At 70.5% G+C, this 25300-nt stretch carries 22 protein-coding genes and 1 pseudogene; 14 read left to right on the top strand and 9 right to left on the bottom strand.

Features of this window, described 5'->3' with window-relative positions:
• Positions 1 to 104 precede the first annotated feature (104 nt).
• The 3 genes from E1B22_RS00805 to E1B22_RS00795 all read left to right on the top strand — a co-directional run bounded on the left by E1B22_RS00805 (position 105) and on the right by E1B22_RS00795 (position 2935).
• Positions 105 to 1148: a biotin-dependent carboxyltransferase family protein gene (locus E1B22_RS00805; RefSeq protein ID WP_135224182.1), complete on the top strand. Its 1044-nt coding sequence runs from the start codon at positions 105 to 107 to the stop codon at positions 1146 to 1148.
• 133 nt (positions 1149 to 1281) lie between these two features.
• On the top strand, positions 1282 to 2058 hold the full coding sequence (locus E1B22_RS00800) for a LamB/YcsF family protein (protein ID WP_135224181.1): 777 nt from the start codon (positions 1282 to 1284) through the stop codon (positions 2056 to 2058).
• 88 nt (positions 2059 to 2146) lie between these two features.
• Positions 2147 to 2935 carry a putative hydro-lyase gene (locus tag E1B22_RS00795; RefSeq protein ID WP_135224180.1) on the top strand — a complete coding sequence of 263 codons (789 nt, stop codon included), beginning with the start codon at positions 2147 to 2149 and terminating at the stop codon, positions 2933 to 2935.
• Between the two features lie 151 nt (positions 2936 to 3086).
• Here the strand turns inward: E1B22_RS00795 and E1B22_RS00790 are convergent, their stop codons facing one another.
• Positions 3087 to 3650: a DJ-1/PfpI family protein gene (locus tag E1B22_RS00790; protein ID WP_006903186.1), complete on the bottom strand. Its 564-nt coding sequence runs from the start codon at positions 3648 to 3650 to the stop codon at positions 3087 to 3089.
• 446 nt (positions 3651 to 4096) lie between these two features.
• On the opposite strand from E1B22_RS00790, the gene msrA reads away from it, so the two are divergent.
• Positions 4097 to 4768, top strand: a complete 672-nt coding sequence (gene msrA, locus E1B22_RS00785; protein WP_243123519.1) for a peptide-methionine (S)-S-oxide reductase MsrA — start codon at positions 4097 to 4099, stop codon at positions 4766 to 4768.
• A 140-nt stretch (positions 4769 to 4908) separates the two neighbouring features.
• Here the strand turns inward: msrA and E1B22_RS00780 are convergent, their stop codons facing one another.
• The 6 genes and pseudogenes from E1B22_RS00780 to E1B22_RS00760 form a co-directional block, all read right to left on the bottom strand.
• Positions 4909 to 6366 carry an FAD-binding oxidoreductase gene (locus E1B22_RS00780; protein ID WP_135224179.1) on the bottom strand — a complete coding sequence of 486 codons (1458 nt, stop codon included), beginning with the start codon at positions 6364 to 6366 and terminating at the stop codon, positions 4909 to 4911.
• Positions 6367 to 6387: 21 nt separating this feature from the next.
• Positions 6388 to 7182 (bottom strand): thiazole synthase, encoded by a 795-nt coding sequence (locus E1B22_RS00775; protein ID WP_051009282.1) that lies wholly within the window; start codon positions 7180 to 7182, stop codon positions 6388 to 6390.
• A 168-nt stretch (positions 7183 to 7350) separates the two neighbouring features.
• A pseudogene (gene thiS / locus E1B22_RS14020) lies at positions 7351 to 7578 on the bottom strand (sulfur carrier protein ThiS); the annotation flags it as partial.
• Positions 7578 to 8285, bottom strand: coding sequence for a thiamine phosphate synthase (gene thiE, locus E1B22_RS00770; protein ID WP_135224177.1), 708 nt, complete (start codon positions 8283 to 8285; stop codon positions 7578 to 7580). The gene thiE and the pseudogene thiS, both read right to left, overlap by 1 nt.
• 427 nt (positions 8286 to 8712) lie before the next feature.
• Positions 8713 to 10509, bottom strand: a complete 1797-nt coding sequence (locus tag E1B22_RS00765; RefSeq protein WP_135224176.1) for a DUF262 domain-containing protein — start codon at positions 10507 to 10509, stop codon at positions 8713 to 8715.
• Positions 10510 to 11058: 549 nt separating this feature from the next.
• A complete protein-coding gene (locus tag E1B22_RS00760) occupies positions 11059 to 11679 on the bottom strand; it encodes a PA domain-containing protein (protein WP_135224175.1) in 621 nt (206 codons plus the stop codon).
• Positions 11680 to 11853: 174 nt separating this feature from the next.
• On the opposite strand from E1B22_RS00760, the gene E1B22_RS00755 reads away from it, so the two are divergent.
• The 5 genes from E1B22_RS00755 to E1B22_RS00735 all read left to right on the top strand — a co-directional run bounded on the left by E1B22_RS00755 (position 11854) and on the right by E1B22_RS00735 (position 18546).
• The gene (locus tag E1B22_RS00755; protein WP_135224174.1) at positions 11854 to 12210 is read left to right on the top strand and encodes a nuclear transport factor 2 family protein; all 357 of its coding nucleotides are present in this window, start codon (positions 11854 to 11856) and stop codon (positions 12208 to 12210) included.
• A 98-nt stretch (positions 12211 to 12308) separates the two neighbouring features.
• The gene (locus E1B22_RS00750) at positions 12309 to 13676 is read left to right on the top strand and encodes a short-chain fatty acid transporter (protein WP_135224173.1); all 1368 of its coding nucleotides are present in this window, start codon (positions 12309 to 12311) and stop codon (positions 13674 to 13676) included.
• 492 nt (positions 13677 to 14168) lie between these two features.
• On the top strand, positions 14169 to 15863 hold the full coding sequence (locus E1B22_RS00745; protein WP_243123517.1) for a spore germination protein: 1695 nt from the start codon (positions 14169 to 14171) through the stop codon (positions 15861 to 15863).
• A 92-nt stretch (positions 15864 to 15955) separates the two neighbouring features.
• Complete coding sequence (locus E1B22_RS00740; RefSeq protein WP_207669891.1) at positions 15956 to 17233, top strand: GerAB/ArcD/ProY family transporter; 1278 nt, start codon at positions 15956 to 15958, stop codon at positions 17231 to 17233.
• Positions 17230 to 18546: a Ger(x)C family spore germination C-terminal domain-containing protein gene (locus tag E1B22_RS00735; RefSeq protein WP_135224171.1), complete on the top strand. Its 1317-nt coding sequence runs from the start codon at positions 17230 to 17232 to the stop codon at positions 18544 to 18546. The genes E1B22_RS00740 and E1B22_RS00735 overlap by 4 nt, the downstream gene beginning before the upstream one ends.
• 64 nt (positions 18547 to 18610) lie before the next feature.
• Here E1B22_RS00735 and E1B22_RS00730 read toward each other — a convergent pair whose 3' ends face one another.
• Positions 18611 to 19336, bottom strand: coding sequence for a gamma-glutamyl-gamma-aminobutyrate hydrolase family protein (locus tag E1B22_RS00730; protein WP_243123516.1), 726 nt, complete (start codon positions 19334 to 19336; stop codon positions 18611 to 18613).
• Between the two features lie 500 nt (positions 19337 to 19836).
• On the opposite strand from E1B22_RS00730, the gene E1B22_RS00720 reads away from it, so the two are divergent.
• The 5 genes from E1B22_RS00720 (at position 19837) to E1B22_RS00700 (ending at position 23555) form a co-directional block, all read left to right on the top strand.
• Positions 19837 to 22137, top strand: coding sequence for a right-handed parallel beta-helix repeat-containing protein (locus E1B22_RS00720; RefSeq protein WP_167758809.1), 2301 nt, complete (start codon positions 19837 to 19839; stop codon positions 22135 to 22137).
• Between the two features lie 93 nt (positions 22138 to 22230).
• The gene (locus E1B22_RS00715; protein ID WP_135224169.1) at positions 22231 to 22560 is read left to right on the top strand and encodes a cell wall arabinan synthesis protein; all 330 of its coding nucleotides are present in this window, start codon (positions 22231 to 22233) and stop codon (positions 22558 to 22560) included.
• A gap of 29 nt (positions 22561 to 22589) precedes the next feature.
• Positions 22590 to 23003, top strand: a complete 414-nt coding sequence (locus tag E1B22_RS00710; RefSeq protein ID WP_135224168.1) for a hypothetical protein — start codon at positions 22590 to 22592, stop codon at positions 23001 to 23003.
• 7 nt (positions 23004 to 23010) lie between these two features.
• Positions 23011 to 23190, top strand: coding sequence for a hypothetical protein (locus E1B22_RS00705; protein WP_135224167.1), 180 nt, complete (start codon positions 23011 to 23013; stop codon positions 23188 to 23190).
• Positions 23187 to 23555 carry a hypothetical protein gene (locus E1B22_RS00700; RefSeq protein ID WP_135224166.1) on the top strand — a complete coding sequence of 123 codons (369 nt, stop codon included), beginning with the start codon at positions 23187 to 23189 and terminating at the stop codon, positions 23553 to 23555. Before E1B22_RS00705 ends, E1B22_RS00700 begins: the two co-directional genes overlap by 4 nt.
• Before the next feature lie 82 nt (positions 23556 to 23637).
• Here the strand turns inward: E1B22_RS00700 and E1B22_RS00695 are convergent, their stop codons facing one another.
• Positions 23638 to 25242, bottom strand: coding sequence for an amidase (locus E1B22_RS00695; protein WP_135224165.1), 1605 nt, complete (start codon positions 25240 to 25242; stop codon positions 23638 to 23640).
• Positions 25243 to 25300: the final 58 nt, after the last annotated feature.

The following is a 25300-nucleotide window of genomic DNA, read 5'->3' as shown; positions in this document are numbered from 1 at the left end:
CCGACGCACCGGCGGCGGGAAAGGGTGGAGGCTCGGCGACGGTCAGGGCGGTTGGGCGGCGGCAGGATCGAGAGATCGCCCACGGGTGGAGGTGGGCATCGCGGATGGCGGAGGTCTTCGAGGTCGTCGCACCGGGCCTGCTCACCACGGTGCAGGACCGGGGCCGCCATGGCTACCAGGCCTTCGGCGTGCCCGTGGCGGGGGCGGTGGACGAGTACGCCCTCCGGATCGCCAACCTCCTGGTCGGCAACGACGAGAACGCGGCGGGCCTCGAGATCACCCTGCTCGGCCCGACCCTCCGGGTTCTGGCCCCGACGGTCATCGCCGTCACGGGCGCCGACCTGGGGGCGACGCGGAACGGCCAGCCGCTCCCGCTCTGGGAGGCGGTGGCGGTGGAACCGGGCGACGAGATCCGGTTCCGCGGCGTGAAGCAGGGGTGCCGGGCCTACCTGGCCGTGGCCGGCGGCATCGACGTGCCGCCGGTCATGGGGAGCCGCTCGACCTATCTGCGGGGCGGGATCGGCGGGATCGGCGGTCGAGCCCTCAAGGCCGGGGATGTCCTCGAGGCGGGGGGCCTCTTCCGTGCGGACGAACCGGCGACGACCCGCCGGCCACGGGCGGCCGTCTGCGGCAGGCGGGGGGACGCCGATGGTTCGGATGCGTCGCCGGGGGAGGTCGCCCGCCAGATCGCCGGCCGGCGCGTCCCGGCCGAGTTCGTCCCCCGTTATGGAAGCCCCATCACCCTGCGGGTGGTGCTCGGGCCGCAAGACGACCACTTCACGCCGGCCGGGGTCGCGACGTTCTTGAGCGCCGAGTACGTGGTCACGGTGGAGGCGGACCGCATGGGCTGTCGCCTCGACGGGCCGACGATCGAACATGCCGGGCCGGCGGACATCATCTCCGACGGGATTCCGCTCGGCGCGGTGCAGGTGCCGGGACACGGGCGGCCCATCGTGATGCTGGCCGACCGCCAGACGACGGGTGGCTACCCGAAGATCGCCACGGTGATCAGCGTCGACATCCCGCGCATCGCCCAGGCCAAGCCGGGGGACAGGGTGCGGTTCGCGGCGGTGAGCCGCGACGAGGCGGTCCGGCTCTACCGGGAGCGGGAGGAGGGGCTGCGGCGCCTGGCGCAGCGCCTCGCGTGAGGTGGCCGCGTTCTTGAGTGGCCGTGTCAGCGCCGGTTGCGCCTTCAGCGGCCCTTGCTTCTGATTCGTTCGTCTCCGACTTCGCCAGGGCACGTTTTCCGGGGCCACGGCTTACCGAGGGGGAGGGACGGACATGGTACCGCGGGTCGACCTCAATGCGGACCTTGGCGAGAGCTTCGGCGTCTACCGGCTGGGGTTGGATGCCGAGGTCTTGCGCTACGTCACCTCGGCCAACATCGCCTGCGGGTTTCACGCCGGCGACCCCATGGTGATGGCCCGGACCGTCGCGATGGCGGCGGAGAACGGCGTGGGCATCGGGGCGCATCCGGGGTATCCCGACCTGCAGGGGTTCGGACGCCGCAACATGGAGCTCGCGCCGGAGGAGGTGAAGAACCTCGTCATCTACCAGGTCGGGGCGCTCACCGCCTTCGCCCGCGCCGCGGGTCGCCCGCTGCAACACGTCAAGGCCCACGGTGCGCTGTACAACATGGCGGCGAGGGACCTCCGGCTCGCCCGGGCCATCGCCGAGGGTGTCAAGGCCGCGGCACCGGACGCCATCTTGCTCGCCCTGGCCGGTTCGGCCATGGTCAGGGCGGCCGAGGAGGTCGGGTTGAAGGTGGCCCAGGAGGTCTTCGCCGACCGTGCCTACAATGCCGATGGCACGCTGGTTCCCCGTTCGCGACCGGATGCGATGATCCACGATCCGGAGATCGCCATCCCCCGCGCCGTGCGGATGGTGACCGAGGGCAAGGTCACGGCGATCACGGGGGAGGAGGTCCCCATCCGGGCGGACAGCATCTGCGTACACGGAGACAACCCCGAGGCGATCGCCTTCGTCGCCCGGATCCGGCGGGCGCTCGAAGAGGCGGGCGTGGAGGTCGTGCCGCTGGCGCAGGTGGTCGGCGGGTGAAGGCGGATCGACATACCAGCATGACGGTGGTGGCCACGGGTGAGGCACGAGCGCAGGGTGTCCTGGCCGAGGAGGGGGCGGATCAGGAGTGGACGTTCGCCATCTGTCCCTGCCCGAACTGCGAGAGGTCATCCGCCGCGGGCAGTACACGGGGCCGACCCCGGGCCTGGCGCCCGGCTACGCGCAGGCCAACGTGGTGATCCTACCCCAGAAATACGCCTTCGACTTTCTGCTCTTTTGCTTTCGCAATCCCAAACCGTGTCCGCTGCTCGACGTGACAGACGTCGGCTCACCGGTTCCGCGCATGGTGGCACCGGAGGCCGACCTGCGAACCGACGTTCCCCGCTATCGCATCTGGGAGAACGGGGTATTGAAGGCCGAGGTGACGGACATCCGCGACTACTGGCGGGACGATCTCGTCGGATTCCTTCTCGGTTGCAGCTTCACGTTCGAGGCGGCTCTGCTCGAAGCCGGCATCCCCGTCCGTCACATCGAAGAAGGATGCAATGTCCCCATGTTCGTCACGAACCGTCCGTGTACGCCGGCAGGTGTCTTTCACGGGCCGATGGTGGTGAGCATGCGCCCCATCCCCCAGGAGCAGGTGGTGCGGGCGGTGCAGGTGACGTCACGTTTCCCGGCAGTCCACGGGGCACCGGTTCACATCGGGGACCCAGAGGCGCTGGGGATCCGTGACCTGGCGAAGCCCGACTTCGGGGACCCGGTGACGATCAGGCCGGGGGAGGTCCCCGTCTTCTGGGCATGCGGGGTCACCCCCCAGGCCGTGGCGATGAGCGCCAAGCCGGAGTTCATGATCACCCATGCGCCAGGACACATGTTCATCACGGATCGCAAGGACGAGGAGCTGGCCGTGCTCTAGGGGTCGACGGCGACCGCAGCCTTGAGCCGAGCACAGGAGGCCCCACCCGGCTCGGGTGGGGCCTCCCATGCGCTGCATCGACCGACCGCGTATCCGCTCCGCAGGCGACGTGCTGCTCGCGGCTCCCCCTCGCGCCTCAGCGCGATCTGCCTCACCGCTTCAGGTACTCGTCGAGCCGCCGCAGGAACTCGCGCATGAAGCCCGGAAGATCCGGCCAGGCGTGGGCGGAAACCAGGTTCCCGTCGACGTGGAGCGGCTCGGTCACGTAGGTGGCGCCCAGCGACTCGACGTCCGGCCGGCAGGCCGTGTAGGCCGTGAGCTGCCGCCCCTTGAGGTGGTCCCGGACCCGCGAGAAGATCAGCGCCGCGTGGCAGATGGCGCCCACGGGCTTGTTCGCCTCGAAGAAGTGGCCGACGATGCGCGGGATGTGCTCGTTGAGCCGGATGTATTCCGGTGCCCGGCCGCCGGGCAGGATCAGGCCGTCGTACTCCTCCGGCTTGACGTCGGCGAACGCCAGGTCCGCCTCGAGCTTGTAGCCCTGCTTCTCGGTGAAGGTCTCCCAACCCGGCTCGAAGTCGTGGACGACGGTCCGCAGCGTCTTCTTGGTGGGGGCTGCCACCTGGACCTCGTGGCCGGCTTCCTTCAAGCGGTACAGCGGATAGTACACTTCGAGGGCTTCGACGGCATCGCCGGTCAGGATAAGCACCTTGGCCACGATGGATCCCCCTTCCTCGGGCGTCTCGGACCGAGCTGCCCCGGTCGCCTCGCGGCAGGATCCGACGGAGCACCCAAACCGCGACGCCGGGGCCCAGCCCCCACTCTAGCGAGTCAGGGCACCCTTGTCCAGGACGTCCTCGGCCCCGGGCCTCCTCGGCTGGCGCCCGGCGGCCGGGTCGGAGACGGCCAGGAGGGAACGCCAGGGGTGAACGATCGGGCAACTTAACTTGAAAGAGGAAGGGTGAAGGGGCCGGGAAAGGGCCACCGGAGGGCGGGACGCAGGGCGTCGAGGCGGCACGCGCTGGCTCCGGTCGCCGCCCGGGGCCGGGGTTCCGGGCGGCGGATCCGACCTGCGGAACAAAATCCGGCGCCCCGCCCTGCGGAACGAAATCCGGCCCGCCATGCGCCGGCCCGCCATGCGCTGAAGAGGGGGACCGAAATTCCATGGAGGATACCATGGAGGCGAAGGACGGGCAGCGCGCCGACCGCCAACTCAGGACCGCGCATGCGACCGACATCGCGGAAGCGAGAGACGACACCGCGGAGGCAGTGGACGGCGCGCGCAGCAGGCGCCGCTGGGAGACCGCCACCCTCGGCGGCGGCTGCTTCTGGTGCCTCGAGCCGGTCTTCGCGGAGCTCGAGGGCGTCGTCCGGGTCGAACCCGGCTACGCCGGGGGCCACGTTCCGAACCCCACCTACGAGCAGGTCTGCACCGGCACCACCGGCCATGCCGAGGTCGTCCAGATCACCTTCGATCCGGAGGTGATCAGCTACCGCGATCTGCTCGAGGTCTTCTTCGCGATCCACGACCCGACCACGCCCAACCGCCAGGGGCATGACGTCGGGCCCCAGTACCGGTCCATCATCCTGTACCACTCGCCGGAGCAGAAGGCGGTGGCGGAGGCGACGATCCGCGAACTCGAGGCCAGCGGTCGCTGGAAGGATCCCATCGTCACGGAGGTCGTGCCGTTCACGGCGTTCTACCCGGCCGAGGAGTATCACCGCCGGTTCTATTGGAAGAACCCGGATTACCCGTACTGCCGGGTGGTCATCGACCCCAAGGTGCGCAAGTTCCGCCAGCGGTTCGCCGGACGGTTGAAGCCGGTGACCTCGTGATCCCACCACGTCCGCGACGGGCTGAGCGGCGGCGGCACGATGGAATGTATGACGCGGTTCTTCCGAGCGAGCCGGTTCGTCGGACGCGGTCCGGGCATCAGCCGGGGGGCGATCGGCCGCCGGACGCCAGGGGGCCCCTGTCAAGAGGCCGTGGGAGGCGCCTGGGCGAACCGCTCGGGTCGCAACGCCTCCAGCCAGTGGGCCGGAATGACGGCCTCCCCGCCCCCGGGGAGCGCGGAACGGCCGGAGGCCTTGCCGGCGCAGAGCACCGCGACGATCCGGGCCGTCAGGGGCGCCAGCAGGATCCCGTTGCGGTAGTGACCCGCCGCGACCAGGGCGTTGACGAACCCCGGCGCCCGGCCGATGATCGGCCGCTTGTCCGGCGTCCCCGGCCGCAGCCCCGCCCGGGCCTTCAGCCACCGGGCCCCGGCCAGCTCCGGCAGGAGGCGTTGCGCCGCCGTCGCAAGCCGGCCGACGGCCCCCAGGGTGATGCCCGTGTCATAGCCCGCTTCCGGTTCCTCCGTGGCGCCGATCAACAGACGCCCGTCGCGTCGGGGCACGAGGTACACGCTCCCACCGAACACCGGCACCTGCCCGCGGACGAACGCAGCCACAGGTGCCGGCGGCTCCACCGCCAGGATCTGCCCCTTGACCGGCACCACCGGCAGGGAAAAGCCGGCCTGGGCAGCCAGGGTGGCGTTGTAGACCCCACCCGCCAGGACGAACCAGCTGGCGCGGATCTCGCCGGCCGTGGTCAGGGCGGCCACCAGGCGGCGGCCGCCCGGGGCCGGTTCGTCCCGCCAGCCGTGGACGCGGGTGCCGGGGAGCAGGGTCACGCCCGAGGCGGCCAAGGCGGCTGCGAGGGCGCGGACGGTCGCCACCGGGTCCACGTGGCCCCCTTCGGGGAAGAACAGGGCGCCGCAGGCCCCGGGGAAGACGGCCAGGTGGGCCGGGAGGTCCTCGCGGGCAAGCCACACCGGATCGCGAAAGCCCCCATCCGACAGTTCGACGCCGCAGCCGGCGTCCGAGAGCTCGACGCCGCTCCCCGCCCGATGCGGTGCGGGGTCGGCGGGGGCCAGCCCCGTCTGCTCGGCGCGGCGGATCGCGGGACCTGAAGCCCCCGTCCCCGGAGCCCCTGCACCGGGTCCCGGGGTTCCGGCTCCCTGCGAGGAGGGGGCCGGTCGGTCCGGCGGTGGAACCGCCCGTTCCGATGCCCGTGCCGCCAGTTCGTCCGCCTCCCCGGGGTCCGTGGCCAGGACGGCGATCCCGCGTCCCACGTAGCCGGTCGTCAGGCCGGAGACGCGCTCCACCGCCTCGGCGAAGGACGGCCACAGCCGGTGGCTGTGCAGACCGAGTTCCCGCAGCAGCGGGTCGGCGTGGGCCTCGTGCCCGGGCGCCAGCATCCCTGCAGCGACGGTCGAGGCGCCGCTGCCAGGGCGATCGGCCTCGACGACGACCACCCGCGCGCCGTGCCTGGCCAGCTCGAAGGCCGCGGCCAGGCCGACGACCCCGGCGCCGGCGATCGCCACGTCATACGGGCCAGACCCGCCGTGGTCGGTGATGGGCGATGGGGTGGGCGATGCAGTCCCGCTGGGCATGGGCGATCGCTCCTCGGCGCCTTACCCGCTCCCACCCGGGGCGGCGATGCCTTGCAGCTGCGGCACTCCTCGCACCGGGCTCGAGGCGCTGGCTTCCCGCTGCGGCGGCATGCGGCCGGCCAGGAAGGCCTGCCGCCCGGCGATGACGCCCCACCGGAAGGCCTCGGCCATGAGCGGCGGGTTCTTCGCCCGGGCGATGGCCGTGTTGACCAGCACGGCACTGGCCCCCATCTCCATGGCGATGGCCGCATCCGACGGGACGCCCAGCCCGGCGTCGACGATCACCGGCACCGAGACCCGCTCGATCACGCGCTGGATGCCGACCCAGTCCTGCATGCCCTGCCCCGTCCCGATGGGCGCCGCCAGGGGCATCACCGCGGCGGCCCCGGCGTCCTCCAGCCGCAGACAGGTCACCAGATCGGCGGTGCAGTACGGCAGGACGACGAATCCATCCCGCACCAGCCGGCGCGTCGCCTCCAGCGTGCCTTGCAGGTCGGGCAGCAGCGTGCGGGGATCGCCGATGACCTCGAGCTTGATCCAGTTGGTGCCCAGTGCCTCCCGCGCCAGGTGGGCGATGCCGATGGCCTGCTCCGCCGTCGTCGCCCCGGCGGTGTTGGGCAGCAGGTGGTAGCGGCTGCGGTCGATGTGGGCGAGGATGTCGCCGCCGGCCGGGTCATCCGGGTCGATCAGCCGCATGGCGACGGTGACCATCTCCGTGCCCGACCGCTCCAGGGCGGCGACCATGGTGGCGGGATCGGCGTACTTGCCGGTGCCGAGGAAGAGCCGGGACCGGAAGGTGCGCCCGGCGATGACCAGGGGATCCGTGGCGGACGAACCGGCCTGCGGCCCGTCCGAGGGTGCGGGCGCCTCCGGCGCTGCGGGCTCCGGGCCCGGGCTCGTCGGCCGGCGGTGCAGCGGTCCATCCGAAGGTACCGGCCCTTGCGGGCCTGCGGGCGCGTCGGGGGCCGGGGCGCCCCCGGCCATGGCCTTGACCACCTGCACCCGGTGGGTCTCCCGCAAGACGAACTCGGCCCACTGGCGCCTCGGGACGACCCGGCCGTCGACGGCCACCGCGACGGGGGCATCGGCGGAGTAGCCCATCTGGGCCAGCAGGTCGACCAGCGTGGGGCCGTTGCCCGCAGGACGACCGGACACGGCCACCGGCTTCCCGTTGACCAGCACCGTCACCGTCGGCACATCGGAGACGGCCATCATCCTCGTCCTCCTTCCCGGAGTCGCAGCGGGGTCTCCTGGCCAGGGGTCGCGACGCACCGAGGTTTGGGGAATGGGTGGCGCGGCCGGTGGGCCGAGGCTTCCATACGCTCCCGCAGCCGCGCCGCGGCCGCCGCCGGGTCGGGGTCGCCCTGGATGGCGGAGATCACGGCGATGCCCGCGACCCCGGTGGCGAGCACCGCCTCCACGTTGTCCGGCGTGATGCCGCCGATGGCCAACACGGGGACGGGGACGGCATCCACCACGCGCGCCAGTTCATCCAGACCCGCCGGCCGCTGGCCGGGGTGGGAACGGGTGGGGTACACCGAGCCGAAGGTGACGTAATCGGCTCCCTGCTGCACCGCCTCCTGGGCTTCCGCAAGCGAATGCACGGAGGCGCCGAGCAGCATGGGGACGGGCAGGATGCGCCGGGCGGCAGCCACCGGCAGGCTCTTCCGGGCCAGGTGGACCCCGTCACACCCGGCTGCCACCGCCACATCCACGCGGTCGTTGACGAGCAGGCCGGCGCCCGCGGCCCGGCAAACCGGCGCCAGCCTCTGGGCCAGGTGGAACAAGTCCAGAGCGGCGGCCGTCTTGTCGCGCAACTGGACCCATTGCACCCCACCCGCCACCGCCGCCTGGACGACGGCGACGAGGTCGGGCGCGGCCTTGCGATCCGTTACCAGATGCAGAACGCCCCCGGCCACCGGGATTCTCCTCTCCCATCCGACAGCCCGGAAAGCAACGCCCGACCCCATCGTGCCGGGGGCCGGGCGGTGACCTACTCCGTCAGCCGCAAGCGTCGGCTCCACAATCGAACTGCGAATTGATGCGCGGCTTCGTTTTGCATTGTACCACTCTGGCTGGTATGGGGATCACCCTCACTGGGGCTTACGTCCCAGGTATCGGGGTGTCCGTCCCCTAAACCGGGCCAAGTCCATCACTGGAAACAACGATTCCGCTTTCCGCGCCGCTTCCCTGGCTTCGGCCTCGGCCCGTCGCTCGCTGCGCCAGCCGGGCCTTGGCCGCCTGAATCGCCTTCAGCCGCTTTTCCGCCGTGGGCAACTCGGGCGGCAGCCGCCAGCCGCGGAAGTTGGACCGGGCCCTTCCGTGAAAGGGGCGGGAATGGTTGCCCTATAGTCTCTCAAACCATCGCTTGATCCGGAGCGCCATCAAGCGGCGACGCTCAGCCAGGAACGAATCATAATCCGGCACATCGCCCTCCAGCACGGCCAGGGGGATGCAATTTTCCTCAAGATTCCTCCTCAGTGCTTCGGGATCTGTGATGCCACCGTACTTCTTGGGGCCGCCGTTGACCTGGTCCCACAACTCCTTGAAGTAGATGTGTGGCGGGGTGTCGCCGATGGCAATATTAATCTCACTCTGGGCGATGACGAAGTTGGCGATCTGGTTGTAGCGGCCCCGGCTCAGCCCGAGCTGCTGCAGGTACTTCCTCGGGAAGATGTGATGATGATCACCATGATTGAGGAGAAGATCCCGAACCGTGATGTTGGTGGAAAGAAATCCCCTGTCCCCGAGGCAAACTTGCGCCGCCTTAAAGGCGACAAAATAGGGACTTTGGACTGAAGAGGTTTCCATCAGTTGAGGAAGAAGGGTGGTCCAAAAGCTGTCGGAAAGTTCACTGTTCAGGACGGCTTCCGTGTAGCGCGCAATGCCATGGCTCTCGATTTGACGAATGTCCAGGTCGAAGACTGTCTCTGGATGCGTTGTATACCGTCCTGTCAGGATGGACATCGCATACCATCGTCGCACAATGCGTTCCAGCTCATCGGCCGTAATGCCCTCGGACCGGCCCCGCAGGTACAGGATGTAGGCGAAGTTCACCGCGTTATGACTGGTGATCATGTTGCTCGTGATGAATCCTGCTGAGCGGAGGATCATCACGAAGCGCTTGAAGTGGGTCTCGTTGATGAAGGCGTGGATACCGTCCTTGAGCCTGGCAAAGGAATCCTCAACAATGGCTTCCTCGTACTCCCGGGTCTCGAAGTTGCGACCCGACAGCAGGGCGACCAGGTCCTGCAGCCTGCCCCGGCCGAACCGGGTGGTGAAGGCGACCCGCAGCATATCCGTGTAATTCGGGTCGTACAGGTCGTCGTTGAAGTCCTTGAGCCATTTCATCTTGGGCCAAAACTCGCTCCGGGTGAACTCGGCATCGTTCTTCTCAATGTGGACGTGGAATTCTGGGTTCCGAGCCAGGTGGCAGAAGTAGTCGATGGCCTTCCGCAGAAGGTGCCCGCCATAGGTCTCGTTGACGGCGATCTTGGACATGGCGAAGTCGGCCTGGGACAGTTCCACCCCGGCCGAGTTCACCCGGATGAAGATCTCGGTGACGGTCTCGATATCCAGGTCTTCCGCCAGCTCGATCAGGCCGATGTGGTTGTTCACGATCTTCTTCAGCCGTTCCAGGACCCGGCCCACCTGCTTGCGATCGGTATCCGGATTCTTTGCTACGTAGTCGTCGACGAAGTCCCCTAGATAGGCATCCGGCGCGAACAGGCGACTGATGTCGTCAATCCAGGCCGGGTCCCTAGCAATTGCGGAGTTACGGACTTCAAAGCGCTCCTCCTGGGGGTTGAAGGCGATGTGGATGCGTTTCCGGGCGTAGTTTTCGTCCAGCACCTCCTCGCCTAGCAGTGCGGCCCGTAGGGCCGTGACCCGCTGTTGCCCGTCGATGAGGATCCGTTTGCCGGCCGACAGGGTGCCGTCCTTCAACCGGACGGTGGGATTGCGCCAGGCGATGAGGTAACCAACGGGGTAGCCCCGGTAGAGGGAATCCAGGAAGTCGCGGACCTTGGTCGCATTCCAGACGAAAGGCCGCTGAATCTCAGGAATGGCGATCTCGCCCGACTTGACCCAGGCGAGCAAGGTTTCGATGGGGTGGGGTGCCACAGAGTACCGTTGCGTAGACATGTGAAGTCCTCCTTGGACGGTACGTGCGGCGGCGCCGATCGCCTTTTGGGACCGTTCGGTGCCACAGATGGATTCCCTTGACACAGGCGGATTCCTCTGCCCCAGGAGGGTCGACCCCCAAGGCGGAGGATAGCCCGGAGCCGATGGGCGTGAATCCAGACAGGACGGGCGGCAACCCGCGCGGAGGTAGAACGGAAGCGGGCCGCCGGCATCTCCTCTGGGTGTCTACGCGTGATCCTTACTGCCAGGTCGCGATCGATCCCAAGCCAGGTCGCGATCGATCCCAAGGTGTAGAAGTTCCGCAAGCAGTTCGCCTGGCGCCTTAAGCCCGTAAGCGTTGGAGAGGCACCGCGCCAGCGATTTGAAGCGACCGGATGCTCAGGCATGTGACGCTTCGGGCAGGGTGAGCCCCTGCCCCGGCTGGCGTTGAAGCAGGGATTGAAGCAAACCGCCGGAAAGGGAAGACAGCCGGATTCGGTTACCTCGGCTGTCCACCCAAACCGGCGGGATGGCGTGTTTCTTAAGGAGAGCAGAATGAACCAAATGTGCTTAGCGTATAGCTGCTGCGACGGATACCTCTCCAGCCCGCGGGCGATAATGGGGACCGACGGTCGAGTACAGGATGACGGCTGCCGCGCCCCGCGCTGCGGCGTTGGCAACCTGGGTATTACGGGCACTCGCAACGTACTCCATCAGCACAACTTTGCCACGAACGTCATCGGGAAACTCGTCCGGGGATAGCCCGCGTCCCGCATCGATGACGAGTCCGCGAACCGGATTGTTACCCGTAATAGCACCAAATCGCGAAGCACCCATTTGCCAGCTGGTACCGTCGGGGAGGGTCACGGTCCCAATGTACTGGTCTGGGGTGGGAAAGGTTTGCATGGATACCTCATAGCCATATTGCTGGAGAATTGAGGCGATATACTCGGCAGCCTGGCGTTCGGCGGGCAGCCCCGCTGGCCGCGGCCCAATGTGCTCGGACAAGACACGCACGTGTTCGATCGCCCGCTCCGCGTCGACTCGCCGTACAACCTTGTTGTCAAAGGGGCTGTTGGCCTCCGCTGGCCATGGAGATACCGCCAGGCTGACCCCCATCCAGCCGGCGAGGAACAAAACCAGAACGACGCAGGTGCTGGCATACCGCCAGTGGCCAAGCCGACCAAGCATCACCCTACGCTCGTTTCGAGTCGTGGAGCCTACCAGCGGGTTGGAAACCCACTCGGGTCACGGGTGAGTATACGTTGCGCAGGAAGGTGGGACAAGCGAATGATGTCGAAACAACCAGCACCCGAGACCGGCGAAGCCCCGGGCTGATGCACGGGTGTGGGGGGAGGATCCGTCGTGGACGATCGCCTGCGAGATGCGGTTCTGACCTACTATCAGCGGGTTGATGCAGGGGATCTTGACGGGCTGCTGGCGCTATTCCACCCGGAGGTGCGGTATGAGCGAGGCGGACGGGATCCCATCGAAGGCATCGATGCCCTACGTCGTTTCTACCAAGCCGAGCGGCTGATCCGGGAGGGCCGGCACCAATTGGATGCCGTCCTGGTTGAGGGCGACCAGGTGGCTGTGCGCGGCGTGTTCCGAGGCATCTTGAAGACCGGGGAAGAGGTCGCCGTGCGGTTTGCAGACTTTTACCACTTTCGCGACGGTCTCATCTGGCGTCGCTACAGTTACTTCATGGACCGGTTCGTGTAGGCGTGGGGTTGCACCGCATATTCGGTACCAGTGACAACGAGATTCGTGTTGTGGGATGCCGGTGGGCTTATTTTCCTTCCCAGCTGGGGGTGGGGTACGTGCAGCGTATCGGTGAGGCGCTCAGCCGGTTCACCCATCGCTATGTTCCGGACTCCTTCATCTTTGCCATTCTGCTGACGCTGGTGGTGTACGCGATGGGCTTGGTCTTCACCGACCGCGGACCCTACCAGCTTGTGCTGGACTGGTACGGCGGCTTCTGGAACCTGCTGGCCTTCGGCATGCAGATGACGCTGATCCTAGTCACAGGCTACGCACTGGCCAACACCGCCGTGGTGCGCCGCGGACTCCAGCGGCTTGCGGACTGGCCCCGGTCGCCCAGGCAGGCGGTCGCCCTGGTGGCCTTCGTCACCGGTGCCCTCGGCTTGATCAACTACGGCCTCAGCCTGGTGGCGGGCGCTCTACTGGCCCTGGAGGTCGGGCGGTCCTGCGCCCGGCGCGGGATCAAGGTGCACTTCCCTCTGCTTGTAGCCGCAGGGTACATCGGCCTGATGATCTGGCACGGCGGACTCTCGGGCTCGGCCCCGCTGACGGTGAACACCCCTGGTCACTTCCTGGAGCAGCAGATGGGCCTCCTTCCCCTGACGGAAACCCTCTTCCGGCCGTTCAACATCATCGTGGTGCTGGTGCTGCTGTTCCTGTCGCCGTGGATCATGGCTCGCATGCATCCCGCCGACGGAGAGGTGGTGGCGATGCCACCGGCCCTGGCCGGTTCGTCCGGGAACGGGGCGGCGGCAGCTGCCGAGCCGCCCCTGGCCTCGGGAGGCCCCGCGGAGCAGCTGACCCTGGCGGAGCGGCTCGAGAACAGTCGGGTGCTGGTGGGCCTGGTGGTCGTGGCAGGCGTGGTCTCCATCGTCAGCGCCTTTGCCCAGAAGGGCATCGCCGCCCTGGACATCAACATGGTGATCTTCATCTTCCTGGTCCTCGGGCTGCTCCTGCACGGGACGCCCATCCGGTACGCCCAGGCCGTGGCCGACGGCGTGCGCTCCGCCAGCGGGGTCATCCTACAGTTTCCCTTCTACGCCGGCATCATGGGCATCATGACCTCGTCCGGACTGGTAGCCGTCATCGCCAACTGGTTCGTGGCCATCTCGACGCCCCTCACCTTCCCGTTCTGGATTTTTGTCAGCGCCGCCCTGGTCAACCTGGCGGTGCCGTCGGGCGGCGGTCAGTGGGCGGTCCAGGGCCCCATCGTGATCCAGGCCGCCCAGGCGCTGAATCTGGACCTGGGGAAGGCGGTCATGGCGGTGGCCTTTGGTGACGAGCTGACCAACATGATCCAGCCCTTCTGGGCCCTACCGCTGCTGGGCATGACGGGGCTGCGCGCGGGCCAGATCCTGGGGTACACGGCCGTTGTGATGCTGGCCGCCTTCGTGGTGATGAGCGTGGGGCTGGTCCTGCTGCCGTGACGCGCACCGATGGCGTTCCCTCGTGGCAGCCCGCGGACCCGTGCGGGACCCAACGACTGGCCAGGGAACGCGGCCGCAACGCAGCGCGAACGCCCCGGAGCGGGAGTCCCGCGGCCGGCCCGGCCTCCGAAGGCCGGAGCCGGCCGCGTCCTTCGTTTGCGTTCCTCCTGCCATCGAAACGGGCATACCACCCCGGAAAGCCGGCGACCTTATCCAGGTGAGATCTTCACAGGACACGGGGTCTTTGCAGAGCGACCCGCCATCGCGCGTCGCGGTCGGTGAAAGCCGGTGAAGGCCCTGGAGGAGCCGTCGAACCCCATGGACCCGAGGAGGCCGATGCGGGAGTCCGGCACGGGCCGTATCCGCGACCGGACCGCATCCGCCCCGGCCGGCACAGGACAGCCGGCGATCCATCCCGACCGGGGCCTGTCGGGGGCGGGCGGGCGGCCGGGTCGCACCGACCCCCGCCTACCCTCCCGGTCGCCCGTGCCGGTGAGCGGACAACCGCCCCTGGCCGAGTCTCCGGTCACCCGGCTGCGGGAGCACCTGGACGACTTCCTGGGCCAGGTGGATCGCTGGGCGGCGGAGCTGGCGCTGGCGGCGCCCATCCCGCCCGCCGTGTCGGAGCTGGAGCATCGGCTGCGGGACGCCCTCGGTCACCCGGCCGACCTGGTGGTGGTGCCGATTCGCCGGCCTCAGGCGGCCGTCGTCCTGGTGGCCTACGTGGACGGGCTGGTGGGGGAGGAGCTGGTCCATCGCTGCATCCTGCGGCCCCTGACCGAGCGATTGCCGGAGCCGGCCGACGAAGCGGCCCGGTGGCTGGATCGCGGGCTCCTGCCCGGCGGCCGGGCTCGCCCTGTCCACCGTCTCGCCGAGGTCGTGGACGGTCTCCTCCAGGGATGCGCGCTGGTGGCGGTGGATCGCCCGGCGGGCATGGCGATCCCCGTGCCCCCGGCGTCGCCGTCGTCTCCGGTGCCTCCCGTGCCCGCGGTACCCTCGTCCTCGCCGTCCCGCGTGCCCGCGGTGCCCTCGTCCCCGGCGTCCTCTGGGCCCGCGGCGGGGTCGGGGGGTGCATGGCTCGTCGACGTGCGCCAGTTCGAACACCGCAGCATCGACGACCCGGCCACCGAGGGCACCATCGGCGGTCCCCGGGAGGCCTTCGTCGAGGTCTTGCGGACCAACACCGCCGCCCTGCGGCGTCGGTTGCGCACCCCCCATCTGCGCATCGAGGAGCTGGACACCGGCCGGCAGACGCGCACCCGCACGGCCATCGCCTACGTGGCCGGCCGGGCCGATCCGGGCACCGTGGCCCTGGTGCGCCGGCGGCTGGAGTCCGCCCCTTGGGATCTGGTCTTCTCGGAGGAACAGGTGGAGGCGTTGCTCCAGGATCGGCCGCTCTCGCTCTTTCCCCAGGCGAGGTTGACCGAACGACCCGACGTGGTGGCGGCGGGGCTGATGGAAGGGCGGGTGGCGGTGCTGGTGGACGGCACACCCTTTGCCGTGGTGGTGCCGCTGCAGTTCTGGGACCTGCTGCAGTCGCCGGACGACTACTATCTGCGCTGGCCCTTCGCCTCGACCCTGCGGCTGGTGCGGCTGTTCGCCGTGCTGCTGATGACCGTGGGCCTCCCCCTCTATGTGGCGGTGACCACCTACAACCAGGAGTTGATCCCGCGGGAGTTCCTCTTCACCCTGGCGGCATCGCGGGAGGCCCTGCCCTTTCCCACGGCCCTCGAGGCCATCGTGCTCAGCTTCATATTCGACATCCTGCGGGAGGCCACCACGCGGTTGCCCCGCCAGGTCGGCGGCGCCCTCACCATCGTGGGCGGCCTCGTCATCGGGGACACGGCCGTGCGGGCGGGCATCGTGACCGCGCCGACGCTGATCCTGATCGGCGCCAGCGCCATGGCCGCCTTCGCACTACCGACCTTCGCCGCCGCCATCCCCTTCCGCATCCTCCACTACGTCTTCTTGGGGGTGGCCACGGTCTTCGGGATGTACGGACTGGTGACGGCCTTCCTCATCGTCCTGGCCCACATGGCCTCCCTGCGCTCGGTGGGCGTGCCGTATCTGACGCCCCACGCGCCCTACCGGCCGCAGGGCTGGGAGGACACGCTGGTCCGGGCACCGTGGGTGATGATGCGGGGCAAGCCGCCGCTGATCGGGCGCGAGACGGGACGGGGACGGTGAGCCCGGGCGGGTCGCGAGCGCTTGCGGGGGCCGCCCTGACGGGCCTGGGCCCACCGGGCCGCCTGCCTGGGGCGGGGTAGGGAGGGACGGCATTGCCACGGCGCGATCAGGTGGATTCGGTGTCCCTTGCCGCGCTCCTGATCGTCGTCGTGCTGGCGACCCTGGTGTTCTTCCTGCCGCGGTCGCTGACGGCCGTGGCCGGCCGGGATGCGTGGCTGGCGGTGTTGGCCAACACCCCGGTGGTGGCCCTGGTCCTCGGCGCCTGGTACGCGTTCTACTTGCGGCCGGGCCTGACGCCCCTCGACCGGCTGCGCGGCCACCCCTGGGCGCGCTGGCTGCTGCTGCCGGTGCTGGTGGCCTATGCCGTCTACCATGCCGGCGGGATCCTCGGGGAGACGGTGATGCTGATGGTCGTGGTCTACGCCGAGACGCCCGTATGGGCCTTTCACGGGACGCTGGCCCTGACCGCGTGGGTCCTGGCTGCCTACGGCCGCGAGACCCTGGCGCGGGTGGGATTGATGGTCCTGCCGGTGATGGTGGCGGCGCTCTTCGTCAACCTGGCCATCCTGTTGCCGGGCAACGCGGAGTGGGCGCAGCTGCTGCCGCTGCTGGAGCACGGCCCCGCTCCCCTGGTGCGGGGCGCCGGGGTGATGGCGGCCGCGGCGGCGGAGACCCTGCTGCTGGCCTACTTCGCGGACGGGCTGGCATCCCGGGATCGGCGGATCCGGCCGCTGGTGCTGGCCGCGGCGGGCATGATCGGGTTGCTGGCCGGCGTGACGGCGGCCTGTGTGGCGGTGTTGGGGCCTGGCGAGACCACGCGGGCGGTGGCGCCCACGTTCGTCTTGGCGCGGCTGGCGCGGCCGGTGCCGGTGCTCTCGCGACCCGAGATCTTCACCATCTCGGCCTGGCTGCTGGGGATCGCCCTCAAGCTGGCGCTCTTCGTCTACGTCGCCGGGGTCACCCTGCGGGTGACCCTGGGGCTCACGGAACGCCGGCAGGGGCTGGTTCACGGGGCGGTGACGGCGGCGGCCGTCGCCGTCGCCTTCTGGCTCTTCCCGGACACCCAGCGCTGGGAATGGCAGTTCACCCGGGTGTGGCCCCTGGTGGGATGGGCCGGGTTGGCGGCCGGCACGGTGGCGGGCCTCCTGCCGGTGGATCCGCGTCGTCGGGGCGACGGGTCAACGTCCCCGCCGGCCCCCGATCGCTCGGCCGTCGACGAAGTCCCCGCAGCGGCCAACGGAGGGAGCCCCGGGATCGATCCCGCGGTCGGCTCCCGCTCCGGGCGGACGCTCCGGCCACCGACGGACGGCGGGAGGGGGGCGGTGTCGGTGCGGGCGGCCGGCGCCCCGGAGGAGGCAGTGACAACGTGAGGGCTCGGCTCGGGGCCGGGTTCGTCCTGGTCCTCAGTGCCCTGGCCTTGACGGGGTGCTGGGGCTACAGCGAGGTGAACGACCTGGCCTTCGTCACCGTGGCCGCCCTGGACCGCGCCCCATCCGGCGGCTACCGGTGGACGGTGGCGGTGCCGGTGCCCGAGCTGGTGCTGCCCGCGTCGCTGGGGGGTGCGGGAGCGGGGGCGGCCGGTGCCGCGACGCGGACCAACCTGTTCCGCTCGGCGGTCGGGCCTGGTCCCCAGGCGGCCGCCCAGGCGCTGGACGATCGCATCCCCCGCGAGGTCCGCTGGTCCTTCGCGGATCACATCCTGGTGGGCGAGGCGGCGGCGCGGTCGGGCCTGCGGCCCCTGCTGGAGATGATCTCTCGCGGGTATCGCGTGGAGCGTCGGGCCTCGCTGTACGTGGTGCGGGGCGAGGCCGGCGCGATGCTTCTGCAGCTGCGGCCCTCCCTCGACCGGGCCGTGGCCCGCTCCTTCGACGCCGTGACCCGGAAGAACCGGCCCGGCACCATACGGGGCGTCGACGGCAACACCGTCCTGCGTTGGCTCGACACGCCGGGCACCGACCCCTTCCTCCCCGTGGTGACCACGGCCGGGGAGGGGAGCTCCGGGAGCCCTGCGCCGGCGGGGATCGCCCTGTTCCGTGGCGACCGGCTGGTGGGCTTCCTGCCGCCTCCGCTCCACCATGGGCTGCTGATGGCGCGGGGCGAGGCGCATCCCTTCACCCTGGTCGTGCCCTGTCCGGGGGAGACCGCCACGGCACCCGGTGGGGGCGGATCCGGAGACCGGACCGGTGGCACCGGCGTGTCGCTCCAGGTCGACCACGACGAGGCGCGGGTGCGGGTGATCGGCCCGACGGCCGTGGCGGACGGCGCAGGCGGCGCCGGGGCTTCTGGGGCGGACGGGGCGGCCGGGGCGGCAGCGGCCGGGTCCAGGGCGAACGGGGCCAAGGCCCTGTCCGGCGCCGCGATGCCCGGGGTTCGCCTCGAGGTCGACCTGGCGGGCGTCGTGCTGGAGTGGCAGTGCCGCGACCCCCAGGTCGACCGGCGACGCATCCAAGCGGTGGCCCAGGCGGCAGCCCGGCAGACCCGCGGTTGGATCGAGGCCGCCTTGGCCCGCGCCGCGGCGCTGGGCGTCGACCCCGTCGGGTTCGGGGCGGCCCTGCACCGCCAGGACCCGGCGACATGGCGGACCATCCGGACCCAGTGGCGCACCTGGGTGCGGGACCTCCGTCCCGAGCTGACGGTCACCTTCCACGTCCGCGGGCAGCAGCTGACTGTCTCGGCGCCGTGACGGGAGGGTGCCGTCCGGCGGCGATCGTCCCCCCGCCACGGTGCCACCGGGGGCGGCGCACCGCTCACGCCCCGCTCCGTCCGGCCGCCTCGACCAGCGCCGCGAAGAGCCGCTGCTGGAGCGCATCGTGGGCGATCCCGTCCTCGGGATGCCACTGCACGCCGATGGCGAAGGGATGGGTGGGATCGGTCCACTCCACCGCCTCGACGACGCCGTCGTCCGCGGTTGCCGCCACCGCCAGGCCCGGGGCGGGCCGCCCCACGGCCTGGTGATGGCGGGAGCGCACCGGGATGCGGTCCGACCCGTAGATGCGGTGGAGCTTGCTGCCCGGCACCAGGGTGACCGCGTGCACCGCTCGCGGTCCACTCCCGTCGGGGGGTGCGTGCGATACCCCGTGGCCGTAGCGGTCGGGAATGTGCTGGACCAGGTCACCCCCCAGGGCCACGTTCATCACCTGGGCGCCGCGGCAGATGCCCAGGACGGGGATGCGGCGCTCGATGGCCAGGCGGACCAGGGCCAGTTCGAAGGCGTCGCGCGCTGCATCGACCCCGGTGACGGTGGGGTGGGGGTCGGCGCTGTAATGGATGGGGTCCACGTCACCGCCTCCCACCAGGACGACCCCGTCGACCCGGGCCGCGATCTCCTCTGGCGGCGGGCCGTCCGCCACGAGGACCACGGGGATGCCGCCGGCCAGCCGCACCGCCGTCAGGTAGTCGCCGGGGACGAACAGGCGACCGCGCGCGTCCCACCCATAAGAGGTTACGCCGATCACGGGTCGGGGCACGACCATCACACGACCATCACCCCACGAGCCGCAGCGATGGCGATCGCTGTTCCCTTCGCACCGCCGGGGCCGGTTCCTCCCGGGAGCCCTTCGACGGGGAGCCGTTCCCAGCAGCAACAACCGTCGCCTCCGACGTCAAGCAGCCGGCCTCCATCATGAGTCCGACCCCGTGGGTCCAGGCCGGGCAGCAAGAACCGTCGCCTCCGACGTCGAACAGCCGCAGGAGCGGAGCAGATCGCACCACCTCGCCGAACGGTGGGACCCGCGCCACCGGATCCGGACCCCACCCGATCGCCGCGTCATGGGCGTCGGCGACGTCGACGGCGCGGGGACCGGATCGCGCCATCGATGGCGTGGAACGCTGCGTTCCACGCCGCCTGGGGGGATGCGTCATGGCGGCAGGCGTGGCGGGTTGCGGTAGCGCCGTTGCGGGAGGCCGTGGTGGTCCGCAGCCGAGACGCGGCGGGTTCCCCCGCGTCCGCTGTGACCTTGCCGGGCTCGGGATCGTGTGGACCCGGGCTTTCGAGCGCCAACGGTTCCCGCTTGCGGCGGCGGTCCTGCTGGGCGTCGTGGCGGTGGCGGCGGGAGCCACCCGCGCACCGGAAGGGGGCATGCCGCGGAGGGCGGAGGCAGCGTCGGCGCAGGGTGCTGCGGCCGGCAGCCCGGAGGTCTACGTCGAAGCGCGTGACGACTTCTTCCGCGACCCGGTGATCCGCATCACCCCGGGCACCACCGTGGTCTGGGAGGTGACGGGGCGCAACCCCCACACCGTGACGGCGGACGACGGGTCATGGGACTCCGGCCACCTGCGGCCCGGGGACGTGTACCGCCGGCGGTTCGACCAGCCTGGACGGTACCCGTACTATTGCATCTACCACGGCGCCCCCGGGGGCATCGGCATGGCCGGCGTCGTCATCGTGGAAGAACCCGGTGCCGGCGGCGGGACGGCGCCTGGCGCACCGAGCGACGGGGCCGGTGGCGCCGCAGGCGGCGCCCAGGGAGTGGGAGGTGGTGCCGGGGCCGGATCGGGCGGTGGGCCTGGAGCAGCCGTCGGTGGCCCCGGATCGGGTGCCGGTTCGTCTGGGGGGGAGGGACCGTTGCCGCCTGGGCCGCCCCCGCGGCCGGCGGGCCCGTACGACACCCTGCGGGTGCCCGAGGACTACCCCACCATCCAAGCGGCCGTCGACGCGGCCGAACCGGGGGACCTGATCGTGGTCGGGCCGGGCATCTACCGCGAGGAAGTGGTGGTGACCAAGCCCCACCTGACCCTCCGCGGCCTGGACCGCAACCGGGTGATCATCGACGGGGAGTTCAAGCGGGCCAACGGGATCAAGGTCCTGGGCGCCGACGACGTGGTCATCGAGAACATGACCGCCCGCAACCACCTGCTCAACGGCTTCTACTGGACGGGCGTGCTGGGCTACCGCGGCTCGTACCTGACGGCTTACAACAACGGGGATTACGGCATCTACGCCTACGACTCGGTCTACGGCCAGTTCGACCACTCCTACGCCTCGGGCAGCCCCGACTCGGGCTTCTACATCGGCCAGTGCAAGCCGTGCCACGCGGTGATCACCGAGGTGGTGGCCGAGTACAACGCCCTGGGCTATTCGGGGACCAACGCCGGCGGCAACCTCACCATCATGAACTCCGTCTGGCGGTACAACATGTCGGGCATCGTCCCCAACACCCTGGATTCGGAGAAGCTGGCGCCCCAGGACGGGACGCGGATCGTCAACAACCTGATCTACAGCAACCACAACCTCGACGCGCCGACCAAGGCCCTGCAGTACCCGTCCTTCGGCAACGGCATCGTGGTGGCCGGCGGCATCAACAACGTCATCGAGGGCAACCTGATCTGGGACCACCCCAACTACGGCATCCTCATCGTCCCCAACCTGGACGAGCAGGTCTGGATCGCCTCGGGTCACACGGTGCGGGCCAACACGGTGTGGGATTCGGGGCACGCGGACCTGGCGCTGGCGGCACCGGCCGGGCCGGGCAGCTGCTTTGTCGGCAACCGGTTCCGGACCAGCCGGCCGTGGGGCATCCAGGTGCTGTACGGGTGCGGGCCCGGCAGCCTGCTCAGGCGGGTGGGCGGCGGCGATCCGGCACCGCTGCTGGTGACGGGACGCCTCTTCCTGGCCGCGAGCACGGGCGACGTGCCCGACAACGACTGGCGGAACCAGCCCGTCCCACCACCCCAGCCCAACATGCCGGATCCGCTGGCACCGCCCAAGCCATCCTGGCCGACGCCCGAGAGCCGGCAGGTTCCGCCGCCGGTCGACCAGGCGCCGGTGGACCCGCCGTCGCCGCTGCCGGTGGAGGTCTTGCGGGTGGCGGGCGCTTCCGGGACGGAGGTCCCCGCGGCGGGCAGCGGGGCTGGTGTAGGAGGTCCTTCGGGGCCCAGTGGCGCGGCTCCGGCCGGGACGGGTCGCATCACTCCGGCCGGCGGCGGTTCCGGCCACGGTGGAGGTGGGGGAGCGGGCGGTGTGGCCGTCAGCGGGGAGGAGCCGGCCGTCCTGCCGCCAGCGGATGAGCTCCCGCCTGCCGAACGCTCCCTGGCCGGTGACCTGGCGGGCGCCGTGGGGTACCTGGCGACGATGATCCTGCCCCCTGTGGCCGACCTGGCCCTGGTGGTCTGGACGGGGCGGGACACCGGGCGGCGCAGGTTGCGGCCTTGGGCCCGGGTCTTCTGGGTGGCCGTGGCCGTGGTGCTGCCCGTGGTGGGCGGGCTTGTGTACTGGGTGTCGGCGCGGTGGAGCCCGTGGCGGGGCAGAAGGGCGGGAGCAGGAGCCGAAGCGTAACAGCGTAACTTACGCTGGCTGAGGGGGCAGGGGGCTGGTGCGGGCGCGAGCGGGCAGGAGGTTTGCACCGGCTCCCGGGGGAGGTGGGAGATCGTGCCCTTCGATCTTCACGCCGTCACCGTGCAGTTGACAGCAGGCATCGGTGCCGCGCTCGCCATGGTGGCGGCGTCGGTCCTTGGCCTGGTGCGGCGACGGCCGGGATGGCTGTTCGTCGCGGCGATCTGCGCGTTGGGGCCGTGCTATTATCTGCTCGGCCTGTCGGCGGTGCTGGCCACCCTCGGTGCTCTGGGGCCGCTGCTGCTGGTGGGGGCGGGGGTGGCGATGCAGCGGGGCCGGACGGATCTCGCCGCGGTGGCGGTGGCGCCCGTCTACCTGGCGGTGCTTGTCCTGCTCCTGATGTACGGGATGGCGACCGCCTACTGAGACTGCTGATACATGGAGGGGTGAACGCGATGGATGGGGTGAAGACGGGGGTGAAGACGGTCGACCGGATCACGGCGGTGCCGCCGCTGCTCGTGGGGGTGGCAGGTTCTGCGGCGGTCCTCTATGGGGCCCTTTTCTGGCTCCCTTACCACGTGCAGGGGGGCCGGTTCCACAGCACTGGCATGATCTTGCTCGCAACCCTGCTGGCCCTGCTCTCCCTCAGCTGGGCGCCGCTGGCCAAACGGCGGCTCAACCCGCGTGCCCGTACCGCCAGGCTCCTGGGTTATGACCTGTCCCTGGCGGGAGGAACGGCGATCCTGGCGGTGCCCTTCTTGATGTCGCCCGTGCGGTTGGTCGTCCTGCTGCCTCTGGTGGCGTATCTGGTGCTGATCGCTGCGGACCTGGCCGTGTGCCTTGGCCGGCCCCGGGCTGAGGGGAGATGATCCGACGGTGCCTGCCATCGAGTGCGTCCTGACGCTGGCGGTGACCGGAGTGGCATACGTGTTGACGCCCCAGGTCCTGGGGCTGGTCATCCTGTTCGCCATGCTCCTGCTCGGCCGGACCGATTTCAGCGCCTGGCACAACGCCCCCTGGCCCCCGCGGCGGTGTGGACGAGCGGCCTGCTCATGAGCACGATCCCGTACGCGGTGGGCGGCCTTTTCGTCGGCTGGGTCAGCCGTCGCAGGCAGACCGCACACCCGTGGTCCCAGGTGGCCGCCCTGGGCGTGGTGGCGGCGGCGATGGAGCGCGTGGTGATCCTGGGCGGTGCCCATCTCACCTATCTGGCCCATCTGGACCTCTTCAAGGGTCAGGAGTGGCTCGGCGTCCTTCAAGCTGAAGCCTTGCCGTACTACACGCCGGCCTACATCGGGGCGGGCCTTGTCGTATCGCCGCTGGTCCTGCTGGCTGCGGCCAGGGCAGCCACAAGGCGCCCGCAGGCCCCGCTGCCAAGGATCCAGCGGCCGCCCGCGGCGACCCGGGGAGTTGAGGACTGAACGGGTTAAAAAGGGCAACCCGGGGCGCCCGCTGCCGGACCCGCGGGCTTCTACGCCCGACTCCACCGGCCGGCCCGCGGGATCACGGCAGCGGCGGCCGCCGCTCGCACCACGGCGCCGCCCGCTCGAGCTGCCCCGCCAGGCGGAAGAGCACGTCTTCGCCGCCGAAGGGCGCCACGAACTGGACGCCGATGGGCAGGCCCTCCGGCGTCCAGTGGAGCGGCACCGACATGGCCGGCACCCCGGCCAGGTTGGCCAGCTGGGTGAAGGGGGTTGCGGCCAGGTTTTCCAGCGCCACCGTCTCCAGGATGCCCGCCGCCCGGTAGATCCGCCCCGAGCCCAGGGCGCCCAGGCCGTTGAGCACCTTCATCAGCCGTTCCTGGGCCGGCGACGGTTTCAGTTCCCCGATGGCCACGGGCGGCCGGGCCACCGTGGGCGTCATGTACAGGTCCCACTGCTGGAAGAACCGGCCCAGCGCCCGGGCGGCCTGGTCCCACTGGTCCAGGGCGCGGCTGAACTCCCCCGCGCTGACGGTCTCACCCAGAAGGCCCAGCATCCGCGTAGCCGGCTCCAGCTGCTGCACCGCCTCCGGACCCCGCAGCTCCCGCACCCGCCGCACCTCCGCCGCCACCACCCCGCAGTACATCGTGAGGTAGCTGCGGGCCAGGGCCAGGCCGTCGATCTCCGGGCGGGCCTCCTCCACGTGGTGGCCGAGTTCCTCCAACAGGCGCGCGGCCCGCCGCACCGCCTCCACGCACTCGGGATCCTCGGGCCGGCCGACGGGCGAGCGGGTGTCCATGGCGATGCGCAGCGGCTCAGGGTCCTGGCCGAGTTCGTCCAGGTAGGAACGGCGGGGCGGGGCGATCACGTAGGGTGCCCCGGGCTCCGGCGCGGCCAGCAGGTCCAGGATGGCGGCGCTGTCCCGCACTGAGCGGGTGACGACCCCGTAGACCGCGGCACCGTGCCACAGCTGGCCGAAGTCGGGCCCGGTCGGGGTGCGGCCACGGCTTGCCTTCAAGCCGAAGAGGCCGCAATGGGAGGCGGGGATGCGCAGGGATCCGCCGCCGTCGCCGCCCGAGGCTAGGGGCACCATGCCCGCTGCCACCGCCGCCGCGGAGCCGCCGCTCGAGCCGCCCGGGGTACGGGAGAGGTTCCAGGGGTTGCGGCAGGGGCCGAAGAGCTCGGGCTCGGTGAAGGCCACGAGGCCCAGCTCGGGCGTGTTGGTCTTCCCCAGGATGACGAGCCCGGCCGCCTTGTAGCGCCGCACCGTCTCGGCGTCGTGATCCGGGACGAACCCGGCATACGCCCGGGAGCCGTTGGTCAAGGGCACCCCGGCCAGCGCCTCGCCCAGGTCCTTGACGAGGAAGGGGACGCCGGCGAAGGGGCCTCCGGCGGAATAACCCGTAGCGTGGCCGGTGGTGGCCGGGGATCCACCGGTCGCGTCACCGGGGGCGGAACCGGAGGCCCTGACGGTCCCGGACCTGGCGGCATCGAGCTGACCGTCGATCGCCTGGGCGCGCTCGAGAGCCTGCTCGAAAAGCGGTACCACCACGGCGTTCAGCCGGGGATTGACGGCCTCGATGCGCCGGATGGCCGCCTCGACCACCTCCACGGCCTTCACCTGACGCGAGCGGATGAGCTCGGCGAGACCGAGACCGTCGTATCGGTCATATTCCTTGAAATCCACGGCCTGGGCCCCCTGGACGGGCTGCGCGGGCGGCGGGAGGACGCTGCCGCCCCGTCGC

The sequence above is a fragment of the Thermaerobacter sp. FW80 genome, assembly GCF_004634385.1.
In the GTDB taxonomy this organism is placed as follows: Bacteria; Bacillota; Sulfobacillia; order Thermaerobacterales; family Thermaerobacteraceae; genus Thermaerobacter; species Thermaerobacter composti.
This window is presented reverse-complemented; position numbering and strand designations above follow the sequence as displayed.